Origin of the sequence: Neptunicella sp. (assembly GCF_048268085.1) — a bacterium.
GTDB lineage: Bacteria > Pseudomonadota > Gammaproteobacteria > Enterobacterales > Alteromonadaceae > Neptunicella.
Map to the genome: position 1 here is coordinate 165,793 of NZ_JBLWWF010000005.1, position 20,414 is coordinate 186,206.

Annotated in this window: 18 protein-coding genes and 1 riboswitch; of the genes, 10 read left to right on the forward strand and 8 right to left on the reverse strand. The window is 41.8% G+C overall.

What is annotated here, in order from left to right:
* Positions 1 to 5: 5 nt before the first annotated feature.
* Positions 6 to 704 (forward strand): NAD(P)H-flavin reductase, encoded by a 699-nt coding sequence (fre, locus tag ACTD55_RS05765; protein ID WP_438863361.1) that lies wholly within the window; start codon positions 6 to 8, stop codon positions 702 to 704.
* Between the two features lie 79 nt (positions 705 to 783).
* Here the strand turns inward: fre and ACTD55_RS05770 are convergent, their stop codons facing one another.
* From ACTD55_RS05770 to ccoG, 4 genes are all read right to left on the reverse strand, one after another.
* The gene (locus ACTD55_RS05770) at positions 784 to 1,407 is read right to left on the reverse strand and encodes a thiol:disulfide interchange protein DsbA/DsbL (protein ID WP_438863422.1); all 624 of its coding nucleotides are present in this window, start codon (positions 1,405 to 1,407) and stop codon (positions 784 to 786) included.
* Positions 1,408 to 1,518: 111 nt separating this feature from the next.
* Positions 1,519 to 3,441 (reverse strand): TonB-dependent receptor plug domain-containing protein, encoded by a 1,923-nt coding sequence (locus ACTD55_RS05775; RefSeq protein ID WP_438863362.1) that lies wholly within the window; start codon positions 3,439 to 3,441, stop codon positions 1,519 to 1,521.
* Positions 3,442 to 3,514: 73 nt separating this feature from the next.
* A riboswitch (cobalamin riboswitch) is annotated at positions 3,515 to 3,735 on the reverse strand.
* Between the two features lie 26 nt (positions 3,736 to 3,761).
* Positions 3,762 to 4,748 (reverse strand): serine/threonine protein kinase, encoded by a 987-nt coding sequence (locus ACTD55_RS05780; protein ID WP_438863363.1) that lies wholly within the window; start codon positions 4,746 to 4,748, stop codon positions 3,762 to 3,764.
* A 64-nt stretch (positions 4,749 to 4,812) separates the two neighbouring features.
* Entirely contained in the window at positions 4,813 to 6,246 is a 1,434-nt protein-coding gene (gene ccoG, locus ACTD55_RS05785; RefSeq protein WP_438863423.1) for a cytochrome c oxidase accessory protein CcoG, read from the reverse strand.
* A 226-nt stretch (positions 6,247 to 6,472) separates the two neighbouring features.
* Between ccoG and ACTD55_RS05790 the strand changes: the two genes are divergently transcribed.
* From ACTD55_RS05790 to ACTD55_RS05800, 3 genes are all read left to right on the forward strand, one after another.
* A complete protein-coding gene (locus tag ACTD55_RS05790) occupies positions 6,473 to 6,829 on the forward strand; it encodes a hypothetical protein (protein WP_438863364.1) in 357 nt (118 codons plus the stop codon).
* A gap of 127 nt (positions 6,830 to 6,956) precedes the next feature.
* Positions 6,957 to 7,964 (forward strand): XrtA/PEP-CTERM system-associated ATPase, encoded by a 1,008-nt coding sequence (locus ACTD55_RS05795; protein ID WP_438863365.1) that lies wholly within the window; start codon positions 6,957 to 6,959, stop codon positions 7,962 to 7,964.
* A 129-nt stretch (positions 7,965 to 8,093) separates the two neighbouring features.
* Positions 8,094 to 8,255: a hypothetical protein gene (locus ACTD55_RS05800; RefSeq protein ID WP_438863366.1), complete on the forward strand. Its 162-nt coding sequence runs from the start codon at positions 8,094 to 8,096 to the stop codon at positions 8,253 to 8,255.
* 19 nt (positions 8,256 to 8,274) lie between these two features.
* On the opposite strand, the gene ACTD55_RS05805 is transcribed toward ACTD55_RS05800, so the two are convergent.
* The 4 genes from ACTD55_RS05805 to ACTD55_RS05820 form a co-directional block, all read right to left on the reverse strand.
* On the reverse strand, positions 8,275 to 9,906 hold the full coding sequence (locus tag ACTD55_RS05805) for a TIGR03016 family PEP-CTERM system-associated outer membrane protein (RefSeq protein ID WP_438863367.1): 1,632 nt from the start codon (positions 9,904 to 9,906) through the stop codon (positions 8,275 to 8,277).
* On the reverse strand, positions 9,878 to 10,831 hold the full coding sequence (locus ACTD55_RS05810) for an XrtA-associated tyrosine autokinase (RefSeq protein WP_438863368.1): 954 nt from the start codon (positions 10,829 to 10,831) through the stop codon (positions 9,878 to 9,880). The genes ACTD55_RS05805 and ACTD55_RS05810 overlap by 29 nt, the downstream gene beginning before the upstream one ends.
* On the reverse strand, positions 10,828 to 12,438 hold the full coding sequence (locus tag ACTD55_RS05815) for an XrtA system polysaccharide chain length determinant (RefSeq protein ID WP_438863369.1): 1,611 nt from the start codon (positions 12,436 to 12,438) through the stop codon (positions 10,828 to 10,830). Before ACTD55_RS05815 ends, ACTD55_RS05810 begins: the two co-directional genes overlap by 4 nt.
* 77 nt (positions 12,439 to 12,515) lie before the next feature.
* Positions 12,516 to 13,142 (reverse strand): XrtA/PEP-CTERM system exopolysaccharide export protein, encoded by a 627-nt coding sequence (locus ACTD55_RS05820; protein ID WP_438863424.1) that lies wholly within the window; start codon positions 13,140 to 13,142, stop codon positions 12,516 to 12,518.
* Between the two features lie 172 nt (positions 13,143 to 13,314).
* Between ACTD55_RS05820 and ACTD55_RS05825 the strand changes: the two genes are divergently transcribed.
* Genes ACTD55_RS05825 through ACTD55_RS05850 form a run of 6 tightly spaced genes read left to right on the forward strand, consistent with a single transcriptional unit; the run spans position 13,315 to position 20,406 of the window.
* A complete protein-coding gene (locus tag ACTD55_RS05825) occupies positions 13,315 to 14,724 on the forward strand; it encodes a TIGR03013 family XrtA/PEP-CTERM system glycosyltransferase (RefSeq protein ID WP_438863370.1) in 1,410 nt (469 codons plus the stop codon).
* Positions 14,724 to 15,566: an XrtA system polysaccharide deacetylase gene (locus tag ACTD55_RS05830; protein WP_438863371.1), complete on the forward strand. Its 843-nt coding sequence runs from the start codon at positions 14,724 to 14,726 to the stop codon at positions 15,564 to 15,566. The genes ACTD55_RS05825 and ACTD55_RS05830 overlap by 1 nt, the downstream gene beginning before the upstream one ends.
* 1 nt (position 15,567) lies before the next feature.
* Complete coding sequence (locus tag ACTD55_RS05835; RefSeq protein ID WP_438863372.1) at positions 15,568 to 16,608, forward strand: FemAB family XrtA/PEP-CTERM system-associated protein; 1,041 nt, start codon at positions 15,568 to 15,570, stop codon at positions 16,606 to 16,608.
* Between the two features lie 3 nt (positions 16,609 to 16,611).
* Positions 16,612 to 17,799 (forward strand): TIGR03087 family PEP-CTERM/XrtA system glycosyltransferase, encoded by a 1,188-nt coding sequence (locus ACTD55_RS05840; protein ID WP_438863373.1) that lies wholly within the window; start codon positions 16,612 to 16,614, stop codon positions 17,797 to 17,799.
* A 29-nt stretch (positions 17,800 to 17,828) separates the two neighbouring features.
* The gene (gene xrtA / locus ACTD55_RS05845; RefSeq protein WP_438863374.1) at positions 17,829 to 19,277 is read left to right on the forward strand and encodes an exosortase A; all 1,449 of its coding nucleotides are present in this window, start codon (positions 17,829 to 17,831) and stop codon (positions 19,275 to 19,277) included.
* Positions 19,264 to 20,406: a TIGR03088 family PEP-CTERM/XrtA system glycosyltransferase gene (locus ACTD55_RS05850; protein WP_438863375.1), complete on the forward strand. Its 1,143-nt coding sequence runs from the start codon at positions 19,264 to 19,266 to the stop codon at positions 20,404 to 20,406. The genes xrtA and ACTD55_RS05850 overlap by 14 nt, the downstream gene beginning before the upstream one ends.
* Positions 20,407 to 20,414 lie beyond the last annotated feature (8 nt).

A 20,414-nucleotide genomic window follows, 5' to 3' on the forward strand; every position in this document is an offset into this window, starting at 1 on the left:
AATTGATGACCGAAATAGTTTGTAAATTACAGAAAATTGACACGTTAACACCCTTTGTTAAACAAATTGTGTTGCAGCCTAAAGATGGCTTGGCATTCAAAGCTGGCCAATATATTCGTGTGGTGATGAGCGACACCGATAGACGACCTTTTTCAATTGCCAATGCGCCAGATAATGCAGCCTATATTGAACTGCATATTGGTGCATCAGAGCAAAATCCTTATGCTTGGGAAGTGCTGCAACATTTAGAGCAACATAATGAATGTGTTATCGACGGGCCACACGGCAATGCCTTTTTGCGCGATAGCCAAACTAAACCCACTATATTATTGGCGGGTGGAACCGGCTATTCCTATACCTGCTCAATACTCCAATCATTATTGACGAGTAACAATAAAGAACCAATATTCTTATACTGGGGAACTCGTACTTCACAAGATATGTACGCCCACCAAGAATTGGAAGCCTTGGCGCGTGAGCACAAACACTTTTGCTTTGTCCCGGTAATCGAGAACCCCACATCCGATTGGCAAGGTCGCACCGGCAGAGTACATGAGGCCGTGCTAGCTGATTTTGTGAGTTTAGAGCCTTATCAGGTTTACATCGCCGGCCGTTTTGAAATGGCGGGAGTGGCCCGTGAAGATTTTCATGCCAAAGGACTGTTGTTAAAAAACCTGTATGGTGATGCCTTCGAGTTTATTTAAACCAACTTGAGTACTTTCACATATAAAAAAGCCCGAACCAATAACTGATTCGGGCTTTTTAGTATCCTTTGTAAACGGGTTACTTAAGCTTGGTTAACCACAGGATTAAATTAACAATATCATCGCCATTCATATCACGTGTGAACTTAGCTTTATATTTACCATTAACAATAAAAGTCGGTACGCTATTTACATGGCTACGATACTCGTCAATGGTTTTGTTATTTTGTAAAAACAAGCTATTCACGCTAAAACCGGCAACCTGTTTATCAAACGTATCACCATCGACGCCATTAACAATAAAGATATTCTTCAGATCTTTAATCGAAGTGATATGTGCTCGTTGTACATGAATATATTTGAAGATGGCCGAGTTCAATAACTCTTCCTGTTTCAATACACGTGCAACCATCATGGCTTTAGTTGCCTCTTCCTGAATTTCAGGTGTAGTGAAGCCCATGAAATTGACATGGATTTTCTTGAACTTGACGTCATCCGGTAATTTTTTCTGCAAATCTGTAACAATAGATTCGAATCTAAAACAATGGGGGCACCAAAATGAAAAGAATTCCAATATTTCTGGTTTTGCCGTCGCTTTTTCAGCGATAACTTCGTAATGTTCACCTTCTTTCCATTGCTCTTGGGCGCATGCTTGCAAAGGCAATATTAAAGCTAAAAATACAAATCCAATTATTTTTCTCATCATAAACTCGTCTTCTATTTAAAAGATTATTTTCCTCTGGGCAGATTAGCATAGCTTGCTACAAAATCCGACTGGCCTTTGTAACAAGCTATTATTGCCTTTTGCGAGGCACTAGAAGGAGTAGGTTGCTCCGATATAGGCTGCACGATCCTGACCAGCAAAACCATATACATCCTGATAATCCTGATCGAAAAGATTATCCAGTCGCAATTGCAGCTGTAGTGCCTCGTTTAATTGATATTGTACCGCCATATTGACCAGCGTATAAGCTCGCAAACCAACGGTTTGCTGGGTTAACGGATAAGGGGGAAAATACACATCGTCACGACTTCCTTGATACGCCGCATGCAAATAGATATTACCCAACTGACCGGAAAACGGCAGATTAAGTGTAATTCCGGCACTATGGCGAGGTCGTCTTAATTCTTTTTGATCCTGTTGCATACCATCAGGTTCCGAAGCATCCAGATAACTGTAATTAGCCTGTATGGATAGATTACCCAGTTTCCCCGAAACCGAGGTTTCTAGACCATCTCGATGACTGGTTCCCTCATTATTAATGGCGGTGGTAACAAAATTGTCGGCATCATAATAATAACCATTTATCTCATCCTCCAACTCACTGCTAAACAGTGACCAGCTCCATTGCCAATTTGAGGTAATTTGAACATCCCCTCCGATTTCCCAGCTTTGTGAATGTTCAGGCTGCAAATCAGGGTTACCCACAAACGGATAGCTAGACGTGGCGTAATAGCCAAAACGCTCCACAAATGAAGGATTCTTAACCGCTTTGCCCACGCTGACATAATAATGACTATCGCCTGTAGGTTGATAGTTCACTCCCAAACGGTAGCTATTACTGTCATCAAATACTTGGTTATGATCTTTTCTGGCACTGACCGACACATTCCACGTGGACGATAAATAGTGTTGTACATCCAGAATCAGCGAATTGATATGGTTGGACAGGTCTTGATTAGGATCACCATAATCTGTCACCGTACCGGTCTGTTGATAGTTTTCTTGAGTATGTTCTGCGGCAAGTGTTAAATAACTTTGCTGAGCGTATTGATAAGCGGATTGCCAATAATAACGCTGCATATCACTATGATTGCTGCCATCGGCTATGTCGTTGGCAAAAGTATCATTTTCATTTCGATTAAATTGCACACCGGCTTTATGTTGCCATTTTTCAGCACTGTTATTGCGCCATAACAACTGGCCACTTTGGCGTAATATTTCAGTTTGGTTATTGGCATCGGCAGACAGGCCGGTGGTTACAAAATCAGTACCATCAAAATCAGCAGTGGCATCGCTGTGTTGAAATGACCATTCTAAACGGTTGTGAGTCGAGACTTGCCATCCCAGATTGTTAGAGAAATGAATATTCTTGTATCCATCATCTTCATCACCCACTAACGAAATATTGGTACCATCTGTATCAAATGCCGATGCAGACAATCCATAATTCAACTTATCCTGCTTACCTTTGACACTCGCATTAACCTGACGAGTATTATTTTGTCCCCATTGCGCACTGACATCACCAGCAAAATCACTTTGGGTTGCTTGAGTGCTAATCAGAATAACACCACCTATCGCACCACTTCCCCACAAGGCACTTTGAGGGCCACGAAGAATTTCAATCTGCTGCACATCGCTAAGGTTAATCTGCGAAAAATCAACAGTATCACCTTGGCCAATATCATTAATAGCCACACCATCGACTAAAACCAATACGTGGTTTGCTTCACTGCCGCGCATTCTCAGTTCAGTCAACGCCCCTTTACCACCTGACTGACTGAACGCCAATCCAGCCTGTCCACGCAACAAGTCCACCAGACTTAGTGCACCAGATTGCTTGATTTGTTGCAGACTAATTAAACTACTCGAACCACTTAATTTGTTTTTGTGAATAGGTATTCTTGAACCAAGAATACTGATTTGTTCAACGTCGGCTTGCGCCTGAGCCAGACAACCAGTTGAAAGAATTACGGATAAAACACCAGCTGAATGCTGTTTGAAATTTAACATAGTAGAATGGATCCATTAAATGCTCCGCCCGAGCATGATGAAAAGTCACATCCAGGAATGAACTTATCCATTCCTGAAACACAGGTTAAAGGCCGGTCTCCGGGCTAGTAAGTGATAATCAATCCCAATTTGTGGCCTTCCCATTCGAAAACAGTGGCATATTCACAAACCGGCATTCCATCAGGAATGACTTACTTTACCGTTGCGGGGGCAGCGTCTGATTTGCACAGACTTCCCGTTTAACTTCCGTCACGACATTGCTATAACAAGAAGCACCTTAAACTGCGGAGGATTATAATTTGATGGAATATAAAATCAATCTATTGATTAAAATTAGGAGTTAACAGACTCAGTGGTGGTTCTTGTAACGCGGATAACTGCTCTTTTAACGCCAATACTTGTTCTTCCCAATAGCGTTCACTGGCGAACCAGGGAAAAGCACGAGGAAAAGCCGGATCTTGCCAGCGACGAGCCAACCACCCCATATAGTGGATCATGCGCATGGCGCGTAATGGTTCGATCAAACTTAATTGACCCATATCAAAATCGGCAAACTCTTCATAAGCCGAAATCAAGGTGTCCAGCTGCACTAACTGCTCTTGCCGGTCACCAGACAACATCATCCAAATATCCTGGATAGCAGGGCCCATCCGGCTATCATCCAAATCCACGAAGGTGGGGCCGTCACGCCATAAAATATTGCCCGGATGGCAATCTCCATGTAAACGAATAACGTTATCACAATGATATAAATCACTCGCTTTATTGGCGACCATTTCCAGAATAGTAAAAAACGCCTTTTCGAGCTGGGCAGGAATTAGCTGACTTTGCCGCAGGATTTGTAGCGGCTGGTGAAGGTATTCATCGATACCGATTTGTGGACGCACGCTAAAACGACTGCCTTGGCCAACTTGGTGGATGCGGCCGATAAACCGTCCCATCCACTCCAACTGGTCAAGATTATCCACTTCAAATTGTCGACCGCCCACTGATGGGTATAAGGCGAAAAAATAGCCGTGATATTCCAACAGGCTGGATTGGCCATATTTTAGTGGTGCCACTAACGGAATATCATGCTCAGCAAGTTCGAATGCAAATTGATGCTCTTCTTCTATTTGCTCACGGGTCCAGCGGTTTGGTCGGTAAAATTTAACCACGTAACGCTTTTTGTCTTCACCAATAAATTGATAAACCCGATTTTCGTAGCTATTGAGACCCAGCAATCCCGATTCAACAATCAGCCCGGTACTCTCAATCGCATCAAGAATAAAATCGGGTGTTAACGATGAAAAGTTAAATTCGGACACGGTGAGCCTCTGGTATTGATAATAAGACGCCACATGATACACGTCCGTATCAACAAACCATCATTTATCGATATAAAAATTTACTTGGCTCTAACTGCATCACATCTTCGCTGCCCGGCGTGGTGGCTTGTACCCGAATATTAATATCCGTTACCGCCTGATCAATTGAATACGCATCAACCGCCACACTAATGGGCAAGGTGTAGACTTCCCCCCCTTGCACTTCGACATCAGTTTGGCCCGTTAATTTGGGATCCTGCAGACCTTCCACATCAATATGATAGGTTTGCGCAAACTGGGATTTATTCAGAATTTTAAGGGTATATACGTTTTCGATTAAGCCTTCATTGGTTTCTCGATAAAGACTATTGCGATCACGAATAATATCTACGGCAAGGGGGATGCGAGTCACCAACTCCAATACCAGTAAACCGGCCATGACCATTAACACTAACGCATAACCGATTAATTTCGGACGAAGAATTTTGCTCCCCGAACCTTTGAGCTGATTTTCCGAGGTAAAACGTATGAGCCCCCTTGGATAGCGCATTTTATCCATTGTATCGTTACAAGCATCGATACATTTGCCACAGTCGATGCATTCATATTGCAAGCCATTGCGAATATCAATCCCGGTCGGACAAACCAGTACGCATAAATTACAATCAACACAATCACCGATATTTTTCTCTTTACGGGTTTGCTCATCCATTTTACGCGGACGCGGACCACGCCCTTCGCCCCGCTCGGCATCGTAAGATACCGTCAGCGTATCCTGATCAAACATCACCGCCTGAAAACGAGCATAGGGGCAAATATGGGTACACATAATTTCTCTAAGCCAGCCTGCGTTTCCATAGGTACAAAACGCAAAAAACCAAGCCGAAACGGTTACCCAAAACCCCGTTTGCAGGGTGAAAAAATCAATAAATAAAGATTTGATAGGGGTGAAATAACCTACGAAGGTCAGTGATGTCAGGATGGCGACCATCAGCCAGCAAAAATGTTTGGCGGTTTTACGCCAAAACTTATCAAAGTCCATCGCACGTTCATCTAATTTGATACGCTTGTTGCGACTACCTTCAAACAATTCCTCAAACCAGATGAAAATAAACGTCCATGTGGTCTGCGGACACATAAAACCACACCACACCCGTCCGGCAAAAGTCGTCACAAAAAACAGGGCGTAAGCCGCAACAATAAATATCCACGCCAGTAGCGTCAGATCTTGGGGCCAGAGGGTTAAATTGAAAATCGTAAAGCGCTGCTCGGCCAAATCGAACAGAATGGCTTGCTGACCATTAAAGGTAAGCCAAGGTAACAACACAAATAACGCCACAAAAAACAAACCAAAGGAACGACGAAAAGTGTCATACAGTCCCTTGACCGACCTTACATAGATATGGCTTCTCGGTGTGTAATGATTATCGTGTGAGCTTGACTCTGGTTGGTGGATTTTAACGGGAGTAATATCTTTTACGGGAATCTTATTGCTCATATCACCAAAGGCCTGATTTCCAATTTGAGTCTGCATTATACACTCAAGCTATCAAGTTTTGCAGACTCTAATCTAACAACGAGTTGCTGATCTTAACCGTTAACCTTGTTGGGCATACTGTTCTAAATCAAAAAAATCTTAGGTATAGGATGATATAAGGATAAAAACTGCACAATAATTAGCAATTATTGTATGCTCTGGTTACTTGGCTTTACTGTATTTATTCATGAAAAAAACATTTATCATCATTATCGAAGTCGCATTACTATTCTTGGTTCTGCGTTCCTCATTTGTTCAATATCTGTTGTCCGATATGCACCATACGCTATCTAACTGGATGACTGAAATTTCGCAAATTCAAAGTCGCCAAACATTGGATCAATTACGCGGTAACATGTCAATGGATACCCAGAACTTCAACGAGATGCAATTAGATTATTTTAATAAAGTGACTTATAGCCCTGAACAGGTGCTACGCTTTGAAAACTTATACTGCATCAAGAAAGATAAAAACCCCTTTATCTATGGCCCTACCCTGCATCATTTTTGCGAACAGATTAGTCTGCTCAAGTCAAAATTCTAACAAAAATAATTCCGCTGAAAATATTGTTAACTGGACATCAGATCGCGTAAGCTGACGGCTCACTTTGAATAGACTCCGCTACATTTCGTCAGCGGATTATTTAGACTCAAGAAAGCGACAGTATGTCATGTATGAAAGTTTTTATGGATTAAACAATCGGCCGTTTCAGTTAACCCCCGATCCGGAGTTCTTCTTTGCCAGTAAATTGCACAAGCGTGCTCTTTCCTATCTAGAATATGGTCTGTCACAATCGGAAGGTTTTATCGTTATCACCGGTGAAATAGGGACCGGTAAAACCACCATTGCCAACAGTTTACTCAGTGATATTAATCACGATGATATTGTTTCAGCACAAATAGTCACACCTAAATTGTCACCCGATGAATTAGTCAGGATGGTCGCTTCCAAGTTCTCAGTGGATATTAAGGGCCAAACCAAAACCGAAACACTAGGCGCATTAGAACAATTTCTGATTCAACTGCAGCAACAGGGTAAACGCGCACTATTACTGGTGGATGAAGCGCAAAATTTACCGTTAGAGTCAATTGAAGAGCTACGCATGCTGTCTAACTTTCAAGTGAACGGCAAGCCTTTGCTACAAAGCTTCTTGCTGGGCCAAGAAGAATTACAAGATATTATTAAAGCGCCGAACATGGAACAGTTCCGGCAACGTATTGTTGCTTCCTGTCATCTTACCGCCTTAAGTGAAGAAGAATGTAAAAACTATATTGAGTACCGTTTGCACCACGCTGGCTGGAATGGCAGTAGTTTGTTTAGTGACGGTGCATTTCAAGCCATTTTTAAATTCACTGGTGGGGTGCCTAGACGTATTAATACCTTTGTTGATCGCGCTTTGTTATTTGGTTTTTTGGAGGAATTGGAGTTTCTTGATGCTGACGATATAGAAGCCCTCACTAAAGAGGTCGCGGATGAAATGTTTGTACAAAAAGATGCCCCCTTGCAAGAAGCGAACGTCGCTCCCGATATTAAAGATGTAGATTATTATAAATCCATGCTGTTAGAACTGGTTGATACTTTGGATAATACTATCAATCAAAAAATTAAATTAACCCGATATATTGATAAGTTGTTGAAAAAGAAATATAAAACCTATATTCGGTTAAAATCTGATTAAAATTAGCTGTAATCTTAAACAATTAACCAAAACGGCCGAATAAGATACAGTATGTAGACGTTTTACATTCTAAATAACAAGCAAACAATAATAAAAACCAGTGGTTGCAATATATTTAGGGGCAAACGAATGAAAGCATCATCTAGTAACGGCCAAAAATTATTTACAGCACATGGGCAAGGTAGCGCCTCACGCAGACAAGCCTATTACAAAGGCAAATATAAGCGAGAAATATTTTATATTGGTCTATCGCTACTATTGATCGTTATCGCGGCTGGACTGAGTGTTTAATTAAACACTTTACCAAAAGCTAGAAGGTATAACCCAGGCTGGCAGTGATGCGTCGGTCGGTCAATGAATTTGAAGGTAAATCAGACTTTCTATCCAGATAGCGCAGATTAATACTGCTGGTAATATTGCGACCTAACTTTTTAGATAACCCCACCCCAATTGTTTTAGTTTTATCCGGGGTCATTTCGGTTTCATATTGATACTCGGCAAAATTGCCGGAAAAATTCAAATTGGTACTGTAATTCAATTTATAACTAGCACGCAGAGATAAGCTTTGATCATCTCGCTGGCGGTTGCTTTCAAGATAATCTGTACTTCCCTTACGAGCGCCAACGGCCAACGTTAATTTTCGACGAGTCCAACTAACATCAATATTGGCACTTTTGCGTAAATAGACCTCTTCTGACAATTCTGGGATTTGCTGGGATATATTAAATCCTTGCTCACCAGGTAATAACTCATAACCGACTTCCGGTTGAAAACAATTTTCCAGCTGTGTTTCCCCTACCGAGCAGACAATTACCGCATTAACCGTATTTTGGTTTATCCGCGAAAAGGACGTAATACTTTCTTCGTAGCCGATGGAAGTCCGAATATCTCGGGTGCTATGAATCAGGTTGAAGGCATAGGAGTCACCATAAAAACGTTTGCCATAATTGGCATCAATAGAAGTGCGACTACTCAATGCCCATTTGGCGTCTAAGCCGAGATAGTTTTGTTGCTGATCATTGAGTGACTTTTCAATCCGGTTATACGTGATAGTAATATAACGATTATCAGCGACAAACCACTCTAACCCAGCGCCATAGCTAGTTTGATCATAGGCATCAGAGAACTCAACCACATTGGAACCTAACTCGTTTTTCTCGTCTTGCGCGGTCACCACAAAACGTAAATTTGATATAAATAATGGCAATGAGACCTTAGCATTCAGCATCGTAGACTTGAAATCGTCGCTCACTTCACGCTTGGTGTTGTTATAGGTTGCAGTTAAATTCCAATTAATAAAGCGAACATTCTTACCTTGGTAAAAACGAATATTAGCCCCTTCATTTTCATTATTAAGGCCAAGAAAACCTTGCCCTTCTATTGATTCTGATTCCGATTTTGCAGTCTGAATGCCCGCTGTCAAACCAAACCAAAGGGGATTAGGTAAGGAAAACGTCAACCCGCCAGAATAACGTTTCACTTTGCTAAACTGCTCTGGTGTCGACAGGGTGTTAGAGGAGATGGCATCCGCCGGATCGCGCACCTGATAATCTTGATTTGCACTCAATCTTAGAGAGAATAAATCAGCCCCAAAACGACTTTGGGTAGCCAAACCATAACTGGTATAACTGCGAGCCTTGGTAAATTCATCGCTATTGGGTAATACCCGGGTATGTTGGATATAAAACGATCCATCGGCTTTATTGCCATCAAAAACTGCAGTGAATTTTGGCATCAATGAAAGCACTTCATCTTTAGCCGCTGTTCCATCATCAAATTGACGATCATAAGCATCAATTGTCGAATCAAACGAAGGGGTAAATTGCCAATCCGCCTGCGCTGGAATAGTAGCTAAAGATAAACCAACAAGTAATGAAAGACGTTTAATTTTTAACACCTTACCCACTAGCACCTTATTCATTTCCTGCGTTGTAGTAGCCATAGGCACCGTAGCCATAACCATATCCCAATCCAGCATTACCTTTTTGAGACTTATTGACCACAAAACCTTTAGCCATATCCGGATTTAACTGCTCGACTGCCGAGGATATATCGGCCAGTTTAGTTTTACCTTCTTCAATAACAACTACAGCCTGACCCGCCAGATTAGTCATAATAGCGGTTTCATTAATACCTAATAGGGGAGGGGAATCAAATATCACCACCCGGTCGGCATAACGAGTGGCGAAATCATTAACAATTTCCAGCATTTTCTCACTGGCTAGCATTTCAGTTGAAAGATGATGAGACTTGCCGGCTGGAATAATGCGTAACTTTTCGACATTGGTGTAATACATCACTTCTGAAATATCATCCACCTCGCCCAACAAATACTCCATCAAACCATTATCATAAGTCACACCCAATGTTTTCATCACATTGGGTCTTAGCACATCGGCATCAACCAATAACACGGTTTTATCTTGTTCCAAGGCAATACTCAGCGCCAGATTGACGGCAGTGAAGGTTTTACCTTCATGAGGATTGGCACTGGATACCATTATAATGTTGCTGTTATTCAGGGTTTTGGACAATGGTCCAAACGCGTTACTTAGCACCTTACGCTTGATGGCCCTAAATTCCTCACCAATGGAATGCTTAATGGAATTAGTTGTGACAAAGTGCTTATCATCCAACTCAAGTTGCAAATAAGCTTTATGCGAAGGCGTCGACGCTGGCTCTGGCACAACACCTGACTGACTGGCGAGAGGCTCATTGTGTAACACATCGTCCTGCGCCGACAATGATGCAGCCGACTCTGGCTGATCTGGTTGAGATTCATTTTGTAAGGCTTCACTGTCTTTAGTCGCCTTGGCCTTATCAGCATCTGCTTTTTGTTTTCGTAATGCTCTTTCGATAGTACTCACACTAAACTCTCCAGCAGATGAAAGGGTAATCGACCATAGACCAATTCCATCGTGACAATACCCACATAGATAAACAATAGAACAGAACTGGACAGTGAAAAGATAATAATTCGACGTTTATTAGCACGAATCAACTTCGCTGCGTCAATGTGGGACACGGCTCCCAATACCGGTATATTAAAATGCTGGATTAACTGGCGATGACTAAATACCACCGGGTTAATCTGACTGACTAGAAAAGCAATACCCAGTCCCGAACCAAAACCCAGTATTAACACCAAGGTATAAAATATGATCCGATTCGGTCCAGAAGGCTTGGTAGGCAAACGAGGCGGATCAATAATACGAAATTGAATGTCATCAGTAGTCGCTTCAGCTTTGCGTGATAATTCGGCCGAATCTTTGCGGCTTAACAGTTCCAGATATTTAGATTTAATGATGCCATAATCACGATTGAGACCTTGAAATTCGGCTTCAATTAATGGAATCAAGTTAATCTTTTCTTCTAACTTCTTGACCTCGGCCTTATAAGTTTGCACCCGTACTTCAATTGATGCGATCTCACTTTCAATATTGGCCACATTAATCTTCATTTCCTGATAAACCGGATTCTGATTCACATTACCAAACTGACTATAAGATCCCGTACTACTAGCGGCCTGACTCATTGCCTCAATTTGTTTTTTACGATCTTCTTTTAATCGGGCTAACAATCCTTTAATTTTTATCACGTCCGGATGTTGCTCGGTATACTGAATTAACAGTTCGTCCAGACGTGCTTGCATCGATTCTATGCGGCTATCATATTGCGTACTGATACTCGGATTGGTATCAATGTCAGGTGTTGGTGAAGCTAATCCAAATACCGGCTCTTCACCGGCTAATTGTGCTTTAGCCGACGCCAACTGAGACTTCAGCTCATTTAAACGCAGTTCGGCATCTTGCAATTGAGCCTTTTGTGCCTGCAAGCGGGTATAATAGTCGCCAGTATCACCTGGCGCCTTATCCATTCGGGTACGTTTAAACTCAGCCAAACGTTGTTCAGATTCCTGCAAACGTTGCTCATACTCTTTAATTTGCCGATTAATAAATTCTTCTGCCGAGTCACTACTCTTGCGATTGGAACCTAAAGAGGTTTCAACAAATTCATTTAAGGTAATTTGAACGATTTTTTGCGATAACTCGGGGGTATAGGACGGGTAGCTAATAGTGTAAATATTATCTTCACGAGTCGTGCTTAGACCGATATTTTTCTTTAACTCATCAATCACTTCATCAAGCTCTTGTTGAGTTTTAGCGGTAATATCCAAATCCGCTTCACGGGCAATTTTTTCTAGTGTGGGGCGACTTAATAGTGTTCTTGCCACTAAATTAACTTGTTGCTCCGGATCATTATAAACGGCTAAACCTCTTAAAAGAGGTCGTAACAAGCTGTTGGTATCAACAAACACTCGGGCAGACGACTCATATTCGTCTGGCATCGATGCAACCAATCCCCAGCCAATCGGACAAATAAGCCAAGACGACATAATAATATAACGCTTCTTGATCCAAATTCCTTTTAAGAAGGTTAACACCTGATCAAGCGCTTGCTGAATTCCCATCATAATTTATTACTACTACGGCTCATTAAATTGTTAAAAAATAGCGAAAAATTATACCCTGCTCTAAATAAACTTAGAATCTAAAACCAGGCTTCCGGAATAATTAAAATATCACCGGGCAAAATATCTACATTCGCGGAAATATCACCCTCTTTAATCAGAGATTCCAAATACACTGAATATTCTTTTTGCACCCCATCAACCACCCGAATTAATTTAGCATCATCGCCATCGGCAAATTGAGTCAAGCCCCCCACCTGAATCATCAAATCCAGTAAAGTCATGTCTTCTGCATAACTCACTGAACGTGGATTGGTTGCCTCACCAATAACCCGCACTTGCTCACTAAACGGCCCGTTAAATCGGCTAAGACTCACCGTCACAATAGGATCCCGAATATATTTGGATAGTGCTTTTTCAACATCTCGGGCGAGTTGCGTTGGGGTTTTACCCGTCACCGGAATATCTTCAACCAGTGAGGTAGTAATTTTTCCATCTGGGCGAACTAAAAAAGAACCTGATACTTCAGGATTACGCCACACGAAAATATTTAAGTTATCTCCCGGCCCGATTAAATAATTGTAATCATTGACTGATGTTGTTAATGAAGCGTGAGTCGTCGCAGGAGGAAGTGAGTTTGTGGTACAGCCGCCTAACATCCACACTAATAAAAACATGCAGGCAACAGGTGTTATTTTTGTTTTCATCATGTACAGTTTCCACATCAGTCAAATTAAAAATAAATTAGCTTAGTTTTAACAGATTCAATAAGATTAGCAACCTTAATAGAGTTGAAAAAGTTAACATAAACAGAAATATCTCAACTAGTTATAACAACAAACACTAATTACTTTAGACAAACAAATTGCGAGAGCCTTAATGGGACCAGGAAAAGGAAAGCAGGTTAGACGCTCCAACATACTTGTCATATTAGAAGCCATTATCATTGCTTATGTGGCTCATTTGGCCAGTTGGGTTGTCACGCAAATAGCCGAAAACGCTGCACCAGCAGAAAATAAAATACTAGCTATCAATATTGCTCTACTGGTTATCTTAGTGCAATTGTCCGCCCTCTCTGTGGGCTTGTATGAAGCCAAACTCAGAGAATCCTTTCGGGGAATTTTACGACGTATTTTTGTCAGCGTTGCTATCAGTTATTTTGTTATGGAGTTGCTAACCAGCACGTTATTACAAAACCTCAGTATGCACGTCTACTATCTCCCAGTGACATCCGGTTTAATCATTCTGGCCTTATCTATTTTCCGTTACTTCTCAAATAAAATGGGTGCGTTAGGTCTGGGTAAAAATCGAATCATTGTGATCGGTGCCGGAGAAAGAGCGGCCATAATTGAACAGCGTATGCGTCGCGATGTAGATAGATTAGGCTTTGAACTGGCCGGTTTTATTCCCATGCCCGGGGATAATCGAGAAAACGGCATCAAGCAGGAACAGCTCATCCACGTGCCTATTGACGACGACTTCCGCACCTATTTAACGGATAATGATATTGAAGAAATTGTCATTGCCTGTGATCAGCGGCGAGGCACTTTGCCAATCGATATATTATTTGATTGCCGGGTAAGAGGTATCGAGATTGTCGATATTCTGGATTTTATGGAACGTGAATCCGGACAAATCGCCGTGAATATGATCTACCCCAGTTGGGTCATCTACTCAAATGGTTTTCACACCCATAACTATTTACGCGATGCGGTTAATTACGCGATCAATGCCTTTCTGGCATTATTTGTTCTACTGTTCACCTGGCCATTAATGCTATGTACCGTGTTAGCAATTTGGATAGAAGACGGGATCCGCGCCCCTATATTGTATCGTCAGGATAGAATCGGCATTAATGGCCAAGTATTCAGAATCATCAAATACCGCAGCATGGGGTTAGATGCTGAAAAAGATGGTGCCCAATGGGCTTCTAAAAATGATTCTCGCACCACGAAAGTTGGCAACTTTATTCGTAAATATCGAATTGATGAACTCCCACAATTACTTAATGTATTGCGCGGAGAAATGGGTTTTATTGGGCCTCGTCCTGAGCGGCCTGAATTTGTTGAAGAATTGATCCGTGAGATTCCTTATTATAATCAGCGACATAACGTGCGTCCTGGTCTGGCAGGCTGGGCACAGCTAAATTACCCTTACGGTGCCAGCGTTGAAGATTCAATGGAAAAACTCAAATTCGATTTGTATTACGTTAAACATCAAAGTCTAATGCTGGATTTACTTATCCTAATCCGCACCGTTGAAGTAGTGTTATTCGGCAAAGGACGATAATGACTAAGTTATCCCCCACTATTAATGCAATGACCGTCGATGTTGAAGATTTTTTTCAAGTCTCGGCATTTGATAAGGTCATCTCTCCCGATAACTGGCAGGATTATCAACCACGGGTTGCGGATAATACTTATCGCTTAATGGATCTTTTCGATAAACATCAAGTTAAATCCACTTTTTTTGTATTAGGTTGGGTCGCAGAACGCTTTCCTGAATTAATCAAAGATATTCATGCCCGTGGCCATGAAATTGCTAGCCATGGGTATGCACATCGACGCGCTACCGAACAAACACAACAGGTATTCCACCAAGACGTGTCACGCTCTAAAGACCATCTGGAGCAACTCATTGGCGAAGCCATATTGGGTTACCGAGCGCCTAGTTTTTCGATTAGCTATAACAACCAATGGGCGTTTGAAACCTTGGTAGAGTTAGGCTTTAAATACAGTTCCAGTACCTATCCGGTAAAACATGATTTATATGGCACACCGGACTGGCCACGTTTTGCTTATCGCCGACCAGAGAACATTACTGAAATTCCGATTCCAACCTTGAAAATTTTAGGCCGACAAATGGCTATCGGTGGGGGAGGATACTTCCGTTTATATCCCTATGGGTTGTCCCGTAGTTTGATAAAACGTTATTTAAATGCCGAAAAACAACCTTATTCTTTCTACTTTCATCCTTGGGAAATTGATCCCGAACAGCCTAGAGTGGCTGGTGCATCATGGAAGTCGAACTTTAGGCATTATATCAATTTGAATAAAACCTTTGGTAAATTGGAACAGCTATTGGTGGACTTTAACTGGTCAACCATGAAGGATGTCTACGGAGTAAGTTAGCTTGTCTCATTTGGTTGTCAAAACACTCACGGCTGAACCATCAGTCTGTACCGCCTGGGATCAATTTGTCGATCAGTGCAAAAATGGTCATTTTTTCCATTTATCTGGCTGGAAGCAGGTTATTGAACAAGCCTATGGCCATCACTGCTATTTTTTATACGCGGAATCGAAACAACAGATTGTCGGCGTATTACCTTTAGTTCATCAAAAAAGTCGTTTATTTGGTAATGCATTAGTATCTACCCCTTTTTGCGTTTACGGCGGCGTAGCCAGCGATGACCCTGAGGTAATGATTTTTTTAGAGCAACAAGCGATTGAATTGGCTGAACGCTTGGCTGTCGATTATCTGGAATTACGCTATCCCTTTGAGCGGGACAACAATCTCATTACTCGCAGTCAACATGTCACTTTTGGTTGTCACTTGGGTGAAGATAACGAAACCATTTTGGCGGCGGTAAAAAAGAAACAACGCGCGGTTATCCGTCATTCTCTAAATAGCGAATTAACCTTTGAAATTAACAATAATGTCGAGCAGTGCTATGAAATCTATTCCGAGAGTGTGCGCAATTTAGGCACTCCGGTTTTCCCCAAGCACTACTTTAGCGTGTTAAAAAACGTGTTTAACGATCAATGTGAAGTGCTCACCGTCAAACATCACAATAAAGCCGTCTCTTCGGTACTCAGTTTTTATTACAAAGGGCAAGTATTACCTTATTACGGTGGCGGAACTCCTGAAGCGCGCAATTTGAAAAGTAATGACTTTATGTACTATCAGTTGATGTGTCATGCACGGGCCGATAAAGACTGTGATTATTTTGATTTTGGCCGCAGCAAAGTGGATTCCGGTGCCTACATTTATAAAAAGCACTGGGGAATGGACGCCACGCCTTTACATTATCAATATCATTTGGTGAAAGCCGATAGCTTGCCTAACCTGAGCCCCAATAATCCTAAATACAAATTGTTTATCAATCTGTGGCAAAAACTCCCCATTGGCGTGAGTCGATTAATTGGCCCGTTTTTATCGAAATATTTAGGTTAGCCAATGTCAAAACCGTCGTTATTGTATCTTTGTCATCGCATCCCCTTTCCACCGAATAAGGGTGACAAAATTCGTTCCTTTAATATATTGCAGCAACTGGCTAAACATTATGAAGTGCATTTAGGCTGCTTTATTGATGACCCCTACGATCAACAATATGTCGAACAATTAAATACTTGGTGTAAAAGCGTATTTGCGCTGCCCGTCAACAAATATTGGTCGACGCTTAAGTCGAGTATTGCCTTATTAACCGGCAATGCCTTATCCATTCCCTATTACCACCGTTCGGCTATGCAGTTATGGGTCGATCATAGCTGTGCCCAATTCAATATTACCAAGGCGTTAATTTTTTCCTCGACCATGGCGCAATATGTGATTGATAAAGAGCAATTACATACCGTCGTCGACTTTGTTGACGTAGATTCCGATAAATGGCGACAGTATGCACAAGAGGCGAATCCAGTGAAAAAATGGGTTTACCAGCGAGAATGGCGCACCTTGCAACAATTTGAAAATACCGTGGCGAATAAAGTGGTCCATTCGCTATTTGTTTCGCCGCAAGAAGCGGAACTATTCCGTCAGCAACTACAGCCTGCCACACGAGATAAAATTGGCCATTTATTAAATGGCGTGGATACAGAATATTTTGATCCGGCTAACCCAGATATTGAACCAATCAACGAGTCTATCGATGTCGCCTTTACTGGTGCAATGGATTACTGGGCTAATGTAGATGCGGCTATATGGTTTGTTAAGTCTGTATGGCCAATTGTGCGACAACGTTATCCGCAAGCCACCTTCTTTATTGTCGGTGGGAATCCGAGCACCTCAATACAGGCCTTACATGGCAAAAACGGCATCACCGTGACGGGTCGAGTAAAAGATGTACGCCCTTACGTATTGCAGGCCAAAATCAACGTCGCTCCTCTACAAATTGCCCGTGGCATTCAAAATAAAGTCCTCGAAGCCATGGCATTAGCCAAACCCGTTATCGCAACATCAATGGCAATAGAAGGCATTGATGCACAAAATGAACACATTAGCATTTTTGACGACGCAACAAACTTTGCTGATTCGGTTTGTGCTTATATCGAAAAACGGCAAGATGCGCCGATGAGCAGAGCATGGATTATTGAAAACCTGCAATGGCATGAGACATTGAACGAGTTGCCAGTGTTACTCAATCACTAAATTAAGCTGGCATAGAAGGATTTATATCAATGCAAAACAAAAATAATATAGGAATCCTACCGTTACTTATTACGGTTTTTGTGATTTGGGCGGGCTTGTTTTATGGCAGCATTGCTTCCACCGTTGATATTTGGGAGCGTTCGGAAACCTTTACTCACGGTTTCATCATTTTTCCAATATGCGTGTACTTAATCTATCAAAACTGGAGTGCATTAGAACGAGCAACGGTTAACCCTAATTATTGGGCGATCATCCCCATTTTAGCCACCATGGTAATTTGGTTACTAGGCAACTTGGCGCAAATGCTGGTAATTGAACAAGGTGCCACTTTTTTACTTTTACCCTTATTTCTTTGGCTAACACTTGGTAATCAGGCATGTAGAATTATTTTATTTCCGCTTGTTTTTTGGATGTTTAGCGTACCTGCGGGAGAATTTCTGATCCCCGCATTACAGGACCTGACGGCAGACATAACTGTCTATGCATTGCAGTTAACTAATGTCCCGGTTTATAGAGAGGGATTATACATAGCCGTACCGGGGGGATTATTTGAAGTCGCAGTAGCCTGTTCAGGTATTCGGTATTTGATTGCGTCGTTTACCTTGGGGACTTTATTTGCCTATTTAAGCTATACCAGTCGCAAGAAACAAATTATTTTTATTCTTTTCTCATTATTTTTACCACTGCTAGCCAATGGTATTCGAGCCTATGGGATTGTCATGATCGCCCATCTATCGGAGATGAAATACGCCACCGGTGTCGATCATCTCATTTATGGCTGGTTATTTTTTGGCGTGGTCATCCTGTTAATGTTTTATATTGGTAATATTTGGCGTGATCCGTTACCTGAGAGCTACCATTCCGACACCCCCAAAACCCGATTGAGTATTCGCTCCTCTTTACCACCTTTAATCTGTTTTTTGGCAGCAACATTTTTAATGCAAAGCTATCGGGCCAGTGTGGCCAATATGCCCGAAATTACTGATTTTGATCCCCAATCTGTCGTGCAACTCAACGGGGACAATAGCGATCCTAGCTGGTTACCCCGTTTTCAGAATCCGAGTATTGAGCAGACTGGACATACGCAAAATATAGATGCTTACATCGCCTATTATGGTGCGAACCGACAAAATCATGAGTTAATTAATAGCGTTAACCTAGTCTACAACGAGAGAGCCTGGTCAAAAGTGACGCGTCACTCTGGTGAACGGTTTAACACCATTGAAATTATTAACAGCCAAGGTACTAAACGCTTATTGGCATACACCTATGTCAATCAATGGCTCGTGAGTCCGTCGACGCTGAAGATTAAATTATCACAAGCCATTCAGGCTCTATTAGGCCAACCGCAAACGGGTTATTTCATCGCTATATCACTACCGTTAAATCCACTTGGTACTAATAAGGCAGAATTAACCGACTTTGCCGAGCAGCATTTGAACGAAACGTTGAAGGATGCGTTAAGTGCATCAAACTAAATTACATATCGCGCATATCATCTATCGGTTTGATACCGGTGGGTTGGAGAATGGAGTCGTTAATTTAATTAACCATCTTAATCCAGAGCGTTATCAACACAGTATTATCACCTTAACCGGGTGCAATCCTGATTTTGCAGCGCGAATAAAAACCAGCAATGTGCAATTTTTTGATTTAGCCAAGAAAGAGGGAAATGACTGGGGCATGTTTGTGCGCCTCAATAGGCAGCTTAAGCAACTGCAACCAGACATATTGCACACCCGCAATCTCACCTCGGTTGAATGCCAACTTGTTGGTTGGTGGCGTGGAATTAAAGTACGCATTCATGGTGAACATGGTTGGGATGTGAATGATTTAGGCGGCAGCAATCCCAAATATCAGTTATTAAGAAAACTATTTCGCCCATTTATCCACCATTATGTTGCCTTATCGTCAGAAGCCAAACATTACCTGCAGCATAAGATAGGCGTACCGGCAAACAAAACTACGCTGATTTGTAATGGTGTCGATACCCAAAAATTTGCCCCACAGTCAGATAAAGCCATCGATTTACCCGAGTCATTTTATGCCACCGGCAACCTGATTTTTGCCACTGTAGGCCGATTGGCCGAAGTCAAAAATCAACCCTTTTTACTTGAAGCTTTTATCCAGTTACGTCAGCAACATCCCCAATGGCAAGACAAGTTAAAATTGCTAATCGTGGGCGATGGTATCTTGATGAATCAGCTGGTAGCGCGAATCAAACAAGCCGGTATTGAAGAGCATGTTTATTTGGCCGGTAACCGACAAGACGTCAATAAATTAATGAATACAATGGATATTTTTGTTTTACCTTCCTTAGCAGAAGGTATTTCAAATACCATACTAGAAGCCATGGCTTGCGGATTACCCGTAATTGCAACCGCAGTGGGAGGGAATCCAGATTTAATTATGCCTGAACACCAACAAAGTCATTTAGTTAGTGTCAATGATGTGCAAACATTATCCAATGCAATGGCAATCTATATCGATAATCAAGATAAACTGGCGCAGGATCGTATTGCCGTTAGAGAATATTGCGTTAACAATTTTAGTATCGACACCATGGTGAATAAATATCACCAGTTATATCAATCATTTGGGCAGTAAGGACTACA

Excerpts from the sequence above, each read along its gene's own strand:
- fre (WP_438863361.1), top strand. The coding sequence starts at position 6 with ATGACCGAAATAGTTTGTAAATTACAGAAAATTGACACGTTAACACCC.
- ACTD55_RS05770 (WP_438863422.1), bottom strand. The coding sequence starts at position 1,407 with ATGAGAAAAATAATTGGATTTGTATTTTTAGCTTTAATATTGCCTTTG.
- ACTD55_RS05775 (WP_438863362.1), bottom strand. The coding sequence starts at position 3,441 with ATGTTAAATTTCAAACAGCATTCAGCTGGTGTTTTATCCGTAATTCTT.
- ccoG (WP_438863423.1), bottom strand. The coding sequence starts at position 6,246 with ATGAGCAATAAGATTCCCGTAAAAGATATTACTCCCGTTAAAATCCAC.
- ACTD55_RS05790 (WP_438863364.1), top strand. The coding sequence starts at position 6,473 with ATGAAAAAAACATTTATCATCATTATCGAAGTCGCATTACTATTCTTG.
- ACTD55_RS05795 (WP_438863365.1), top strand. The coding sequence starts at position 6,957 with ATGTATGAAAGTTTTTATGGATTAAACAATCGGCCGTTTCAGTTAACC.
- ACTD55_RS05800 (WP_438863366.1), top strand. The coding sequence starts at position 8,094 with ATGAAAGCATCATCTAGTAACGGCCAAAAATTATTTACAGCACATGGG.
- ACTD55_RS05805 (WP_438863367.1), bottom strand. The coding sequence starts at position 9,906 with ATGGCTACTACAACGCAGGAAATGAATAAGGTGCTAGTGGGTAAGGTG.
- ACTD55_RS05815 (WP_438863369.1), bottom strand. The coding sequence starts at position 12,438 with ATGATGGGAATTCAGCAAGCGCTTGATCAGGTGTTAACCTTCTTAAAA.
- ACTD55_RS05820 (WP_438863424.1), bottom strand. The coding sequence starts at position 13,142 with ATGAAAACAAAAATAACACCTGTTGCCTGCATGTTTTTATTAGTGTGG.
- ACTD55_RS05825 (WP_438863370.1), top strand. The coding sequence starts at position 13,315 with ATGGGACCAGGAAAAGGAAAGCAGGTTAGACGCTCCAACATACTTGTC.
- ACTD55_RS05830 (WP_438863371.1), top strand. The coding sequence starts at position 14,724 with ATGACTAAGTTATCCCCCACTATTAATGCAATGACCGTCGATGTTGAA.
- ACTD55_RS05840 (WP_438863373.1), top strand. The coding sequence starts at position 16,612 with ATGTCAAAACCGTCGTTATTGTATCTTTGTCATCGCATCCCCTTTCCA.
- xrtA (WP_438863374.1), top strand. The coding sequence starts at position 17,829 with ATGCAAAACAAAAATAATATAGGAATCCTACCGTTACTTATTACGGTT.